Source organism: Halopseudomonas yangmingensis, from assembly GCF_900114825.1.
Classification (GTDB): domain Bacteria; phylum Pseudomonadota; class Gammaproteobacteria; order Pseudomonadales; family Pseudomonadaceae; genus Halopseudomonas; species Halopseudomonas yangmingensis.
Map to the genome: position 1 here is coordinate 266,580 of NZ_FOUI01000001.1, position 13,993 is coordinate 280,572.

At 62.3% G+C, this 13,993-nt stretch carries 9 protein-coding genes; 7 read left to right on the forward strand and 2 right to left on the reverse strand.

Annotation, left to right across the window (positions count from 1 at the left end; all coding sequences use genetic code 11):
* The first annotated feature begins 8 nt into the window (after positions 1-8).
* From BMZ23_RS01330 to ccmI, 4 genes are read left to right on the forward strand one after another with little or no spacing between them, the layout of a single operon-like run.
* Entirely contained in the window at positions 9-1,976 is a 1,968-nt protein-coding gene (locus BMZ23_RS01330; RefSeq protein WP_093471601.1) for a heme lyase CcmF/NrfE family subunit, read from the forward strand.
* A complete protein-coding gene (locus BMZ23_RS01335; RefSeq protein WP_093471603.1) occupies positions 1,976-2,515 on the forward strand; it encodes a DsbE family thiol:disulfide interchange protein in 540 nt (179 codons plus the stop codon). Before BMZ23_RS01330 ends, BMZ23_RS01335 begins: the two co-directional genes overlap by 1 nt.
* Positions 2,512-2,982: a cytochrome c-type biogenesis protein gene (locus tag BMZ23_RS01340; RefSeq protein ID WP_093471606.1), complete on the forward strand. Its 471-nt coding sequence runs from the start codon at positions 2,512-2,514 to the stop codon at positions 2,980-2,982. Before BMZ23_RS01335 ends, BMZ23_RS01340 begins: the two co-directional genes overlap by 4 nt.
* On the forward strand, positions 2,982-4,190 hold the full coding sequence (ccmI, locus tag BMZ23_RS01345; RefSeq protein ID WP_093471609.1) for a c-type cytochrome biogenesis protein CcmI: 1,209 nt from the start codon (positions 2,982-2,984) through the stop codon (positions 4,188-4,190). The genes BMZ23_RS01340 and ccmI overlap by 1 nt, the downstream gene beginning before the upstream one ends.
* Before the next feature lie 42 nt (positions 4,191-4,232).
* On the opposite strand, the gene BMZ23_RS01350 is transcribed toward ccmI, so the two are convergent.
* Positions 4,233-5,693 (reverse strand): SLC13 family permease, encoded by a 1,461-nt coding sequence (locus BMZ23_RS01350; protein ID WP_093471612.1) that lies wholly within the window; start codon positions 5,691-5,693, stop codon positions 4,233-4,235.
* Positions 5,690-7,006 carry an MFS transporter gene (locus tag BMZ23_RS01355; protein ID WP_093471615.1) on the reverse strand — a complete coding sequence of 439 codons (1,317 nt, stop codon included), beginning with the start codon at positions 7,004-7,006 and terminating at the stop codon, positions 5,690-5,692. The genes BMZ23_RS01350 and BMZ23_RS01355 overlap by 4 nt, the downstream gene beginning before the upstream one ends.
* A 142-nt stretch (positions 7,007-7,148) precedes the next feature.
* Here BMZ23_RS01355 and smc point away from each other — a divergent pair, with 142 nt between their 5' ends.
* From smc to ligA, 3 genes are all read left to right on the forward strand, one after another.
* Entirely contained in the window at positions 7,149-10,652 is a 3,504-nt protein-coding gene (gene smc, locus BMZ23_RS01360) for a chromosome segregation protein SMC (RefSeq protein ID WP_093471618.1), read from the forward strand.
* A 95-nt stretch (positions 10,653-10,747) separates the two neighbouring features.
* Positions 10,748-11,572 carry a cell division protein ZipA gene (gene zipA, locus BMZ23_RS01365; RefSeq protein ID WP_093471621.1) on the forward strand — a complete coding sequence of 275 codons (825 nt, stop codon included), beginning with the start codon at positions 10,748-10,750 and terminating at the stop codon, positions 11,570-11,572.
* Between the two features lie 37 nt (positions 11,573-11,609).
* Positions 11,610-13,985, forward strand: coding sequence for an NAD-dependent DNA ligase LigA (ligA, locus tag BMZ23_RS01370; RefSeq protein ID WP_093471624.1), 2,376 nt, complete (start codon positions 11,610-11,612; stop codon positions 13,983-13,985).
* Positions 13,986-13,993 lie beyond the last annotated feature (8 nt).

Genomic DNA, 13,993 nt, shown 5'->3' on the forward strand with positions numbered 1-13,993 from the left:
GAGGCAGCATGATTCCCGAACTTGGCCAGGTGGCCCTGATCATCGCGCTGGTGCTGGCGATTCTGCAGTCAGTGATTCCACTGTACGGTGCCTGGCGTGGTGACACCCTGGCCATGGGCTTTGCCCAGCCGGCAGCCATTGCGCAGTGCCTGTTTGTCGGCTTTGCTTTTGCCTGTCTGGTACACGCCTTTGTGACCAATGACTTCAGTGTCAGCTACGTGGCGATGAACTCGAATACCGCGTTGCCCTGGTACTACCGTGTGAGTGCAGTGTGGGGTGGCCATGAAGGGTCATTGTTGCTGTGGGCCTGGTTGCTGACCTTGTGGGGTGCGGCAGTGGCGATCTTCTCGCGCGACCTGCCGGAAGATGTGCAGAGCCGCGTGCTGGCCGTGATGGGTATGATCACCATCGGCTTCCTGCTGTTCATGATCATGACGTCCAACCCCTTCGACCGTGAGCTGCCGTTCCACCCGACGGATGGCCGTGACCTCAATCCGCTATTGCAGGACATTGGTCTGATTCTGCATCCGCCGATGCTGTACATGGGCTATGTAGGCTTTTCGGTGGCCTTCGCCTTCGCCATCGCCGCCTTGCTTGGCGGGCGGCTGGATGCGGCCTGGGCACGCTGGTCGCGGCCCTGGACACTGATCGCCTGGGCCTTTCTGACCATGGGTATCCTGCTGGGCTCCTGGTGGGCCTATTACGAACTGGGCTGGGGCGGCTGGTGGTTCTGGGATCCGGTGGAGAATGCGTCCTTTATGCCCTGGCTGGTCGGCACGGCGCTGATCCACTCGCTGGCAGTGACCGAGAAGCGTGGCGTATTCAAGAGCTGGACAGTGCTGCTGGCGATTGCCACTTTCTCGCTGAGTTTGCTTGGTGCCTTCCTGGTGCGTTCCGGTGTGCTGACCTCGGTGCATGCCTTTGCCACAGACCCCGAGCGTGGCGTGTTTATTCTTGCCTTCCTGTTGTTGGTGGTCGGTGGTTCCCTGCTGCTGTACGCACTGCGTGCGCCGTCGGTGAAGAGCAAGATCGGCTTTACGCTGTTTTCCCGTGAGTTCTTCCTGCTGTTGAACAACGTGATTCTGGTGGTCACCACGCTGATGGTGCTGCTCGGTACCTTGTATCCGCTGGCACTGGATGCCATGACCGGCGCCATGGTGTCGGTAGGACCACCCTATTTCAACGCGTTGTTCCTGCCACTGATGGCGGTGCTGATGGCGGCATTGGGTCTCGGTATTGTCAGTCGCTGGAAGGATACCCCGCTGCAATGGCTGTTCGGCCAGTGCAAGTGGGTGCTGGTGCTCAGCGCGGTGGGTGCGGTACTGATCGCCCTGTGGGTAGGTGACCACTACCTGTCGGTCGGCAGCATGTTGTTGCTGGTGTTCTGGGTGACCGGTATGAGCATCCGCGACATCCTCGACAAGACCCGTCACAAAGGCTTGTTGACCGGATTACGTGGGCTGACCCGCAGTTACTGGGGCATGGTGTTGGGGCATATTGGTGTGGCCGTGTGTGCCGTGGGCATCGTCTCGGTCAGCCTGTTCGACCAGCAGCGTGACCTGCGCATGTCGCCTGGCGACAGTCTGGAGCTGGGTGGCTACACCTTTATCTACCGCGAATTGTCACATCGCGAGGGCTCCAACTGGGTGTCCGACAAGGCGGTGATTGATGTACTCCGCGGCGAGCGTCAGGTGACTACCCTGCGCCCGGAAAAGCGCCAGTACACGGTGCAGACCATGGTGATGACCGAGGCGGGTATCCATGCCGGTTTCACCCGTGACCTGTTCGTTGCCATGGGCGAACCGCTGGGTGGCGAGGCCTGGGCTATCCGGATTCATATCAAGCCCTTTGTACGCTGGATCTGGCTTGGCGGCATCTTGATGAGTCTTGGTGGTGTGCTGGCCGCCTCTGACAAGCGCTACCGGCTGGCGGTGCGCCGTCGGGTCGGTGCAGCGCTGGCGCGGGGGGCTGCCTGATGCGTCGGCTGCTGCTGCTGTTGCCGTTGGTAGTCTTTTTGTTGATGGCAGTATTCCTGTTCAAGGGACTCTTTCTCGACAACGAGAATCTGCCGTCGGCACTGATCGGCAAGCCGTTCCCCGAGTTCGATCTTGCCAGCGTCGAGGACCCGGAGCGCCGCTATACCCGCGAGGATCTGCTGGGACGTCCGGCGCTGGTGAATGTCTGGGCGACCTGGTGCGTGGCCTGTCGGGTTGAGCATCCGGTGCTGAACAAGCTGGCGGAGCAAGGGGTGGTTATCCATGGAGTCAACTACAAGGACGACCTGGAGTCGGCACGCCGCTGGCTGCGTGACCTGCATGACCCCTATGTGCTGAATATCTTCGATGATCGTGGTCGTCTGGGGCTGGATCTGGGCGTTTACGGCGCACCTGAAACCTATCTGATTGATGCGCGTGGCATTGTTCGGCACAAGGTGGTGGGTGTGGTAGACGAAAAGCTGTGGACCAGGGAGCTGGCGGCCCGTTACCAGGCCCTGCTGGATGAGGTGGAACCATGAGAGGATTGTTGCTTGGCATTCTGATCAGTTGCCTTGCCGGCGTGGCACAGGCCGGCATAGTGACTTTCGAATTTGAAAGCGAGGAGCAGCGCCAGCGCTTCTATCAACTTGGCAATGAGCTGCGCTGTCCCAAGTGCCAGAACCAGAACATAGCCGATTCGGATGCGCCGATTGCCGAGGACCTGCGCAACGAGGTGTTCCGTTTGCTCAGCGAAGGCCACGACAATCGCGAAATCATTGATTACATGGTGATGCGCTATGGCGACTTCGTGCGCTACCGGCCGGCTTTCAATGCACAGACAGCAGCCCTGTGGCTGGCGCCCGGAGTATTCCTGTTCGGCGCCATAGGTATTCTGGTGTTCATGCTGATCAGGCGTCGTGGTAACGATATTGCCGCAGATCAGAGCCAGCTAAGCGAGGCGGAACAGCAGCAATTGCACAAACTTCTCAAAGAAAAAGGCGAGTAATGACCGATTTCTGGATATATGCAGCACTGCTGGTACTGGCCGGCATGCTGGTTATGCTCTGGCCGGTATGGCGTGCCCGCAAGCAGCATCATGTCGACCGAAATGCACTGAACGTGGCGCTTTTCGAGGAACGCGTGGCCGAACTGCAAGCCCAGCGCGATGCCGGTGAGCTGAGTGAGGGGCAATTTGTCGCTACCCGTGACGAGGCCTCGAGATTGTTGCTGGAGGATACCGAAGAGACGGATCAGCCCCGCTTGCCTTTCAGGCCTTCGCGTGCTGCCGGTATCCTGCTGCTGGTTCTGGCCGGTCTGCTGCCAGTGGCAGTGGTTACCCTGTACAACACCTGGGGCAGTTTGCCGGCACTGGCTTTGTATCGCGAGATTCAGGATCAGCCGGAACCACAGAGCATGCAGGAAGTGGCCGAACGCATGCAGCGGATTACCAGCATCCAGCCGGATAATGGCGAAGCCTGGTTCATGCTCGGGCGTGCACTGTTGTCTACCCGCCAGCCGCAGGCTGCGGTAGCGGCTTTCGAACGCAGCATGCAGGTGCTGGGCGAACACCCGGAGATTCTTGCACAGATGGCTCAGGCGCGTTTCTTCGCTGCCGATAACCAGCTCGATAGCCGTGCAGTGGCCGCGCTGGATCGTGCACTGGAATTGAATCCGCAGGAGCCAACGGCCTTGGGGCTGCTTGGCATTGCTTCCTTCGAAGCGGGGGATTACCCGGCAGCCATCCAGTATTGGGGTGAGCTGCTCAAGGGGATGCCACCGGGAAGTGATGGGGCGCGATCCATAGAGTCGGGTATCGAGCGGGCACAGCGTCTGCTGGAGCAGGGGGATGAACCTGCGGTAGATCAGGCAGAGCTGCAACTTCGCATCGAGCTGAGTCTGGCGGAGGGGTTGGCAGATAACCTGGATGTGCAACAGGCCGCTGTGTTCCTGTTCGCTCGCGAACTTGAAGGCGAAGGCATGCCATTATTGGCACGGCGTATTGCCCTGAACGAATTGCCGGCAGCCTTGTTGCTTGGCCCTGAGGACAGCATGCTGCCAGGCACGCGATTGCAGTCCGGGCAGCGTCTGCAACTGATAGCACGACTTTCCCCGGGTGGTGATGTCATGCACAGCAGTCACGAAGGACGGGTTGCCGAGGTCTTGCTCGGTGATGACCAGGTGTACCGCCTGCGCGTGGAAATACCCTTGCAGTAAATCCTCCGGCTGCCGGCTTGGCCGGCAGCCGTTTCCTCCTGATCAAAGACCGAATATCAGACCGACCAGTGCGTAGCTGATCAGGGTCACCAGAGCCATTCCGCCAATATTCAGTGCCAGACCGGCACTGATCATCTGCCCGATACGCAAATGCCCGCTGGCAAATACGATGGCATTCGGCGGGGTGGCGACCGGCATCATGAACGCACAGCTGGCGGCAATGGCTGCCGGTACCGTGAGCAGCAGAGGCGATACGCCCTGGGCAATCGCCAGGGCGCCAAGCAGCGGCAGGAAAGCGGCGGCAGTCGCGGTGTTGCTGGTGACTTCAGTCAGGAAGATGATCACCGTCACTACCAGCAGCATCATCACAATCAGCGGCAGGGCCTGCAGACTGCCCAGACTGCTGGCGATCCATTCGGCCAGCCCGGAGCTGCTGATCACGCCGGCCAGGCTCAGGCCACCGCCAAACAGCAGCAGCACGCCCCAGGGCAATTTTGCTGCGCTCTCCCAGTCCATCAGCGTGTCGCGGCCATTGCCGGCTGGCAGGATAAACAACAGCAGGGCAGCAGCGATGGCAATCAACGTATCGTTTAGCCAGGCCAGTCCGGCGCCGGATAGCAGTGGCTGGACTATCCAGGCCAACGCCGTCAGGCCGAACAGCAGCGCTACCCGTTGCTCGGGCACGCCCATCGGACCCAGTTCATGCAACTGCGCACGCAGCAGCGACTGGCTGTCGGTTTCTGCCGAGAGGCCAAAGTCCTTGCGGGTCAGCCACCACCAGACCAGTAACAGCATACTGGCGGCCACCGGCACGCCAATCAGCATCCATTGGGCAAAGCCGACCTGGATGCCCTGGTTTTCAGCCAGCCAGGCCGCCAGCAAGGCGTTCGGTGGGGTGCCGATCAGTGTGGCTATACCGCCAACGCTGGCGGCATAGGCAATCGCCAGCAGCAGCGCGGTGGCGAAGCGTTTGACGGCTTCAGGGTTTTGTCCGTCCAGCAGGCTGAGCACAGACAGGCCGATTGGCAGCATCATGATGGTAGTGGCTGTATTGCTAACCCACATGCTGAGAAAGGCGGTGGCCAGCATAAAACCGCCGATTTGCCGGCGCGGCTGGCTGCCGACGGCCAGCAGGGTGGCCAGCGCGATACGGCGATGCAGGTTCCAGCGCTGCATTGCCAGTCCCAGCACAAAGCCGCCCATAAACAGGAAAATGATCGGGTTGGCATAGGGTGAACTGGCCTGGCTGACCGAACCCAAGTCCAACGCCGGAATCAACGGAATCGGCAGCAATGCCGTAGCCGGAATCGGAATCGCCTCGGTGGACCACCAGGTGGCCATCAGCAGCATCAGTCCGAGGGCGCGCCAGGCGGTCAGCGACATCTCGCCGGGCGCTGGCAGCAGAAGACAGGCCAGTAGCCACAGCAGGCCCAGCCACAGCCCCGTGCGTTGGATGCCGGTGCGTACCATGGGTGCGGCGTTGGTAGCGGAGGTGTTGCTCATGGACTCTGTACCTCGGGCAGGGAAATCGCAAGGATGGCGCCGGTCAGGCCAATACCGGACAGCAGCAACAGCATGCCGGCGGCACCGATCAGTGGTGTAAGCAGACCGAACAGGCCGGTAGCAAGCAGAATCAGCCCGATCAGGCTGTTTCCCACAGCAACATAGTCAGTGCGTTTGCTGCCGCCGGCCATATCCAGCACATAGGTCTTGCGTGCCACACGCACGCCACTGTGGGCGATGCCCAGCACAAAAAAGGCGCACGGGAAAAGCCAGTCCTGCAGCCGGGGTGAAAGCCACTGGCTGGCATCCAGTGCAATCACCAGCGGGCCGAGCAGGCTCGCCAGCAGCGCCGCCCGTATCATTACCTGACGACTCGACGCATCTGCCTGGCGTCCCCAAAAACCGCCGCTGAGGCTGCTGGCCAGGCCGTTGGCCAGCAAAAAGGCACCCAGCATACCCAGGCCGTTGTTGGCAGTCTGGCCAAGCAGCACATAGTAGGGGGCAGACAGTGCAGAGCACAGCAGCAGGGCGCGCACCAGCACAAAGCGGCGGAAGGGCGCATCGGTCCGCAGCAGGCCAAGGCTGGCAACTGCGGTGTTTATTGCATTGGCGCCACCTTCGGTGGCTCCAGGGGCTTCGTCGATGCCCTGATACAATAATGCCGCCACTAGCCACAGCAGTGCTGCGCCAAACAGCAAGCCAAGCAGAAACAAGCGGTTATCATCGTCGGGTGGCCACAGCAGCCAGCTGGCACCGACGCCAAGCACCAGCCAGCCGGAAAGGCTTGAGGCCATGCCATTCAGGCGGCCGCGCCGGGTCTTGGGAATGGTCTTGCCGATTACATCCTTGCTTGCCACCGAACAGAAGCCTCGGGCCAGGCTGAACAGCACCAGGCAGGCAACAATAAGTGCGCCGGCCAGCGCACCACGGGTCAGCCAGGCAGCCAATCCCATCAGCAGTATCGCCAGTGCCTGCAACAGGCTCCCGGCTACCCAGATGCCGGCACGCCGTGGTCTGGTGCGTACCCAGGCGGCTATCAGCAGTTGTGGCAGCATCGAGCCGGATTCGCGGATAGGTACCAGCCAGGCAACCAGAGCAAGAGGTGCGCCAACGCTGGCCAGCAGCCAGGTCAAAGTGGTCTTCGGGCTGGTCAGGGTATCACCCAGGTTGGTCAGGGTGGTCGCCAGCAGCTGGCGGAAGAAATTACCCGGTACCTCATGACAGGCGCTATCGGGAATGTCGCGGCAGACACGGCTATCCTCGGGCTCAACCATCAGGTCGTACAGTCGTCCGAGGCGTGAACTGTCTTGCATGCGGGCTCCAGGCAAATTTCGAATGGCTGATTCTGCCGCAGGTACTCGCCTTTGGCCACAGACACCGGTCAGCGGTTGTATCCGGCGGCGCCACGGGTAAAAATGCCGGATTCGCTGCCGAGCATCAGGGACAGGCCGATCAATGCGACTCAAATGCATCAAGCTGGCGGGCTTCAAGTCGTTCGTCGACCCCACCACCGTGTATTTCCCGACCAATATGGGCGCCGTGGTCGGCCCCAACGGCTGTGGTAAATCCAATATCATCGATGCGGTGCGCTGGGTCATGGGCGAAAGTTCGGCAAAGAACCTGCGCGGCGAGTCGATGACCGATGTGATTTTCAACGGCTCGAACAGTCGCAAGCCGGTCGGTCAGGCCTCGATCGAGCTGGTGTTCGACAACAGCGATGGCAGCCTGAAAGGCGAATACGCCGGTTATGCCGAGATTTCCATCCGCCGCAAGGTCACCCGTGAAGCGCAGAACCAGTACTTTCTCAATGGCACCAAGTGCCGGCGCCGCGACATCACCGACATCTTCCTCGGCACCGGCCTCGGCCCGCGCAGCTACTCGATCATCGAGCAGGGCATGATTTCCCGGCTGATCGAGGCCAAGCCGGACGAGCTACGCCTGTTTATCGAAGAGGCGGCGGGGATTTCCAAGTACAAGGAACGCCGCCGCGAGACCGAGAACCGCATCCGCCGCACCCACGAGAACCTGGCGCGCCTGACTGATCTGCGCGAGGAACTGGAGCGCCAGCTCGGGCACCTGCAGCGCCAGGCCCAGGCCGCCGAGAAATATAAGGAATACAAGGCCGAGGAACGCCAGCTCAAGGCACAGCTGCTGGCCCTGCGCTGGCAGGCACTGGATGCCCGCAGTGGCGATTACCAGCAGCGCGTGGCCAACCTGGAAGTGGCCTTCGAGGGCCTGATTGCCGATCAGCGCCAGGCCGAGAGCGCCATCGAGACCCAGCGCGATCTGCACGCCCGCCTGGGGGATGAGTTCAACCAGGTGCAGGGGCGCTTCTACAGCCTGGGTGCAGAGATAAGCCGTATCGAGCAGGCCCTGCAGTTCAATCGAGACCGCCAGCAACAGCTGCGCAATGACCTGCAACAGACCGAACAGGCCTGGCAGGAGGCGCACAGCCACCTGACCCAGGATCAGGCACTGCAGGCCGATCTGGCTGGCGAGCTGGCCGAGATCGAGCCGCAACTGGAGCTGCTGGCGGCGGCCGAGGAGGATGCCGGCGAACAGTTGCAGGTAGCCGAGCAGGCCATGCACGACTGGCAACAGGCCTGGGACCAGTTCAACCACAGCTCGTCTGCGCCGCGTCAGCAGGCCGAGGTCGAGCAGTCACGCATTCGTCATCTGGAGCAGGCACTGGAACGCTTGGGTGAGCGTATCCGCCGATTGCAGGACGAGGCTGGTGGGTTGTCGGTCGGCAGTCTGGACGAAGAACTTGAAAGTCTTGCCGAGCAACTGGCGGAACTGGACCTGCGTAGCGAGGATGACCGTCAGCGGCTGGATGAACTGGGCGAGCAGTTGCAACTGCAACGCGACACCCAGACGGCCCTCGGTCAGGAGCAGGATATCCGCCGCAATGAGCAGCAGCGCGCCAGCGGCCGACTGGCCTCGCTTGAGGCCTTGCAGCAGGAAGCCCTGCAGCACGGTCAGGGCGTGCGTGAGTGGTTGCAGCGCCATGGCCTGCAGGACAGCCTGCGGCTGGCCGAGTGTCTGCAGGTGCAGCCCGGCTGGGAGAGCGCCGTGGAAACGGTGTTGGCCGAGGACCTGCAGGCCATCTGTCTGACGCAGCTGGATCAGCAGATCGACAGTCTGCAGGACTTCAGTCGTGGCCGTCTGCGGCTGGTCGAGCAGTTGCAGGCTGGCGACTCCGGCGGGCTCGCGGATGGCAGCCTGTTGCAACAGGTCAGCAGCACGCTGGACCTGTCGCCCTGGCTGGCGCAGGTGTACACCGCCGCTGATTTGCCCGAGGCCCTGCAGCGCCGTCATGCACTGCGGCCGGGCGAGTCATTGATAACCGCCGACGGTCACTGGCTGGGGCGCAACTGGCTGCGCCTGCGGCGTGGCGAGGAGGCCGGGTCCGGCGTGCTGGCGCGCCGGCAGCAGATTATCGAACTGCAGCAACAGCTGGAGCAGGCCGAACAGGCGCTGGCCGATGGCGAGCAGAAATTGCAGCAGCAACGCCAGGGCATCAGCCAGCTGGAGCAGCAGCGTGAACAGCTGCAGCACGGTCTGGCCCGGCTGGGCCGTGAACACGGCGAGCTCAAGGCCCAGTGGTCGGCGCGTCAGGTGCGAGTGGAGCAGGTCAATGCGCGGCGCCAGCGCATTGCCGATGACCTGCAGGAGCTGCAGGCCCAGCGTGAGCAGGAGCAGGAGCAACTGGCCGAGGCGCGCCTGTTGCTGCAGGAGGCACTGGAGCGCATGGCCAGCGATGGCGAGCAGCGCGAGCGCTTGTTGGGCCGGCGCGATCAGGTCCGTGAGCGGCTGGATCAGGCGCGCCAGTTGGCCCGGTATAATAAAGAGCAGGCACACCAGTTGGCCCTGCGTGCGCAGTCGCTACGGGCCCAGCAGGGCTCTGCAGGTCAGGCGCTTGAGCGTCTGCAACTGCAGATCGAGCGGCTGGCCGAGCGCCGCGAGCAGTTGCAGATGACCCTGGAGGACAGTCAGGCTCCCGAGGAAGACCAGCGCCTGCAACTGGAGGAGTTGCTGGAGCAGCGGCTGGCGGTTGAACAACAACTGGCGCAGGCGCGTCAGGCGATGGAGCAGGCCGACCAGCAGCTGCGCGAGCAGGAGCAACGGCGCACCCGTGCCGAACAGCAAGCGCAGCAGCTGCGTGGCCAGCTGGATGAGCAGCGCCTTGATCTGCGTGACCTGCAAAGCCGCCGTCAGGCGCTGGAGGAGCAGTTACTGGAATCCGGCTACGACCTGCATGGCGTGCTCGACAGTCTGCCGGCCGAGGCCAGCGAGGCCGGCTGGGAGCAGCAACTGGCGCAGCTGGATGCGCGCATCCAGCGCCTGGGTGCGATCAATCTGGCGGCGATTGACGAATATCAGCAGCAGTCCGAACGCAAACGCTATCTGGATGCACAGAATGACGATCTGGTCGAAGCGCTGAATACCCTTGAACAGGTGATCCGGCGCATAGACCGCGAGACCCGTGCGCGTTTTCGCGAAACCTTCGATCGTATCAATCAGGGCCTGCAGGCGCTGTTTCCGCGGGTGTTCGGTGGTGGCAATGCCAGTCTGGAGCTGACTGGGGATGATTTGCTGGATACCGGGGTGGCGATCATGGCGCAGCCGCCGGGCAAGAAAAACAGCACCATTCACCTGCTCTCCGGTGGTGAGAAAGCGCTGACCGCGATTGCCTTGGTGTTCTCGATCTTCCAGCTGAACCCGGCGCCGTTCTGCATGCTCGACGAGGTCGATGCCCCGCTCGACGATGCCAACGTCGGGCGTTACGCCCGCATGGTCAAGGAGATGTCCGATCGTGTGCAGTTTATCTATATCACCCATAACAAGATCGCCATGGAAATGGCCGATCAGTTGCTTGGTGTGACCATGCATGAACCAGGCTGCTCGCGGCTGGTCACAGTTAACGTGGAGGAGGCGGCAGCGCTGGCGGCGGTGTAAACTGCGCAACAGTCATGTTAGTGTCTTTTCAGCGGCGCAGTTTGTCGGCAAACTGCGCAACTTCAGCTTTCCAGGACAACAGGAACTAGATATTCATGGATTTCGGTCTGCGCGAGTGGCTCATCATCATCGGTCTGTTGGTGATCGTCGGCATTCTGATCGACGGTTGGCGACGCATGGGTGGTCGCTCCAAGATCCGTTTCAAGCTGGAACGCAATATTCCCGATTTGCCGGACAACGATAACGAGTTGCTTGGCCCCCCTCGTGTAATTTCGCGCGGAGAGCGAACCGAGCCGCAGCTCGGTGATGATCCCCTGAGCTCCGTTATTAATGAGGCGGCGGACGACTGGCGCGAGCCGCAGCAGGTCGGTCTGGATTTCGACCCGGACGAGCCGGCTACCGGGTTTAGCGCTGTTGAACCTGAGCCGCTGGTAGAGCCCAAGGCCGCCGAGCCGGTTCGTCAGGCCAAACTCAGTGATGCGCCGCTGCCCGAGGAGGTGCTGGTGATCCTGGTGGTGGCGCGTGACGAGGAAGGCTTCCCCGGCGGCGCCTTGCTGCAGAACGTGATGGAGAGCGGCCTGCGGCACGGTGATATGGATATCTTCCATCGCCACGAGAGCATGTCCGGCAATGGCGATATCCTGTTTTCCATGGCCAATGCGCTCAAGCCCGGCACCTTTGATATCGACGCTATGGACGATACCCCTGTGCGGGCGGTCAGCTTCTTTATGAGCCTGCCCGGCCCGCGTCATCCCAAGCAGGCGCTGGATCTGATGATTGCCGCTGCGCGCAAGCTGTCGCATGAGCTGGGTGGGGATGTGAAGGACGAGCAGCGCAGCGTGCTGACAGCCCAGACCATCGAACACTATCGTCAGCGCATCGCCGAGTTCGAACGCAAGCAGTTTGCCCAGCGTCGCTAGGTGCGGGCGGACGCATCAGCCCGCAGTGGACCCCGTCATGACTGAAACCGCCGATCCGGCGCAGCGCATCCAGCAGCTGCGCGAGCAGCTCAATACGCACAACCATCGCTATTACGTACTGGATCAGCCGAGTATTCCGGATGCCGAGTACGATCGGCTGTTCAACCAGCTGAAGGCGCTGGAAGCAGACAACCCGCACTTGATCACCCCCGACTCACCGACCCAGCGGGTTGGCGGCGCGGCCTTGTCGGCATTTGCCGAGGTGCGTCACGAGGTGCCCATGCTCAGTCTGGGCAACGCCTTCGAGGAGGACGACCTGCGTGCCTTCGACCGCCGGGTGCGCGAGGGGCTGGATTTGCCAGGCGGTGACTTGTTTGGGGGTGGCGCAGAGGTTGACTACTGTTGTGAGCCCAAGCTCGATGGCCTGGCGGTCAGCCTGTTGTATGAGCAAGGTCAGCTGGTGCGCGGCGCCACCCGGGGTGACGGCAGCACTGGCGAGGATATCAGCGCCAATGTGCGCACCATCCGCAATGTACCGCTGAAGCTCTGCGGTGAGGGCTGGCCGGCGGTGCTGGAAGTGCGCGGCGAAGTGTTTATCAGCAAGGCCGGTTTCGAGGCGCTGAATGCGCGTCAGCGCGAAAGCGGGGGTAAGCCCTTTGCCAACCCGCGCAATGCCGCTGCCGGCTCGCTGCGCCAGCTGGATCCGAAGATTACCGCCAGCCGGCCGCTGGAGTTCTGCTGCTACGGCATTGGCCGGGTTGAGGGTGATCTGGCCGACAGCCAGACCGCTATTCTTGAGCAGCTGCGCGGCTGGGGGCTGGCGATCAGTCGCGAGCTGAAGCTGGCCCGCGGGGTAGAGCAGTGCCTGGCCTACTACCGTGACATCGGTGAGCGCCGCGCCGGGCTGGACTACGAGATTGACGGCGTGGTGTTCAAGGTCAATCGACTGGCGTATCAGCGTGAGCTGGGCTTTCGTGCCCGCGAGCCACGTTGGGCGATCGCCCACAAGTTTCCGGCGATGGAAGAGCTTACCGAGCTGCTGGATGTCGAGTTTCAGGTCGGGCGTACCGGTGCGGTGACCCCGGTAGCGCGCCTGAAGCCGGTGCGGGTGGCCGGCGTCACCGTATCCAACGCCACCCTGCACAATATGGATGAAGTGGCACGGCTGGGGCTGATGATCGGTGACAGCGTGATTATCCGGCGGGCCGGTGACGTGATTCCGCAGGTCATGCAGGTGGTAGCCGAGCGCCGCCCGGCCGATGCCCGCCCGGTGCTGATTCCTGAACATTGCCCGGTGTGCGGCTCGGCGGTCGAGCGCACCCAACTGGTCAAGCGCGGCAAGGGCGGGCAGAGCATCAGCGAAGGTTCGGTGTACCGCTGTGTTGGCCGGCTGACCTGCCAGGCCCAGCTCAAGCAGTCGATCATCCATTTCGTCTCGCGCCGTGCCATGGATATCGACGGTCTCGGTGAAAAGATCGTCGAGCAACTGGTGGACGCCGGGTTGGTCAGCTCGCCAGCCGACCTCTACCTGCTGGCCTATGAGCAGCTGATCTCACTGGATGGCTTTGCCGAGCTGTCGAGCAAGAACCTGCTGACAGCCATTCAGGCCAGCAAGACGCCGACCCTGGCGCGCTTTATCTACGCCCTCGGCATTCCCGATGTCGGCGAGGAAACCGCCAAACTGCTGGCGCGTGCGCTGGGCTCGCTGCAGCGGATCAGTCAGGCCCTGCCAGAGGTGCTGATCTACCTGCCAGATGTCGGGCTGGAAGTGGCCCACGAAATTCACAGCTTCTTTGCCGATCAGCACAATCGCACGGTGATCGCCCAGTTGCTCGAACGTGGCGTCAGTCTGCAGGAGCAGGGCGATATCGCCGCCGAATTTGCCGCCTGTGTGACGCTGGCCGAGTTTCTCGAGCGGCTGAATATTCCACATATCGCGAAAACCGGCGCCGAGCGGCTGGCCAGCCGCTTTGGCAGTCTGGATCAACTGATGCAGGCAGAATGGCTGGAGCTCAAGCAAGTCGAGCGTTTGACCGAGAAGGCCCAGCAAAGCCTGCGCGCGTTTTTCCGTGATGCAGGCCGGCGTCAGCAGGTACAGGCCATCGAAGCGCAACTGCGCGCGTTCGGCATGCACTGGGACAGCCCGCGCGCGCAGGCTGGCGAGGGTCAGCCGCTGGCCGGCCAGACCTGGGTGCTGACCGGCACCCTGGAAACCTTCTCCCGGGATGTCGCCAAGGCGCATCTGGAAAGCCTCGGCGCCAAGGTTGCCGGCAGTGTTTCGGCGAAAACCCATTGCGTGGTCGCCGGCCCCGGTGCCGGCAGCAAGCTGGGCAAGGCCGAGCAACTGGGAGTCACCGTGTGGAGCGAGCAACAGTTGCTTGAGTTGCTCGCCAGTCACGGCATCCAGCCGTGACGGGACAG

Excerpts from the sequence above, each read along its gene's own strand:
- smc (WP_093471618.1), top strand. The coding sequence starts at position 7,149 with ATGCGACTCAAATGCATCAAGCTGGCGGGCTTCAAGTCGTTCGTCGAC.
- ligA (WP_093471624.1), top strand. The coding sequence starts at position 11,610 with ATGACTGAAACCGCCGATCCGGCGCAGCGCATCCAGCAGCTGCGCGAG.
- BMZ23_RS01340 (WP_093471606.1), top strand. The coding sequence starts at position 2,512 with ATGAGAGGATTGTTGCTTGGCATTCTGATCAGTTGCCTTGCCGGCGTG.
- ccmI (WP_093471609.1), top strand. The coding sequence starts at position 2,982 with ATGACCGATTTCTGGATATATGCAGCACTGCTGGTACTGGCCGGCATG.
- BMZ23_RS01350 (WP_093471612.1), bottom strand. The coding sequence starts at position 5,693 with ATGAGCAACACCTCCGCTACCAACGCCGCACCCATGGTACGCACCGGC.
- BMZ23_RS01335 (WP_093471603.1), top strand. The coding sequence starts at position 1,976 with ATGCGTCGGCTGCTGCTGCTGTTGCCGTTGGTAGTCTTTTTGTTGATG.
- BMZ23_RS01330 (WP_093471601.1), top strand. The coding sequence starts at position 9 with ATGATTCCCGAACTTGGCCAGGTGGCCCTGATCATCGCGCTGGTGCTG.
- zipA (WP_093471621.1), top strand. The coding sequence starts at position 10,748 with ATGGATTTCGGTCTGCGCGAGTGGCTCATCATCATCGGTCTGTTGGTG.
- BMZ23_RS01355 (WP_093471615.1), bottom strand. The coding sequence starts at position 7,006 with ATGCAAGACAGTTCACGCCTCGGACGACTGTACGACCTGATGGTTGAG.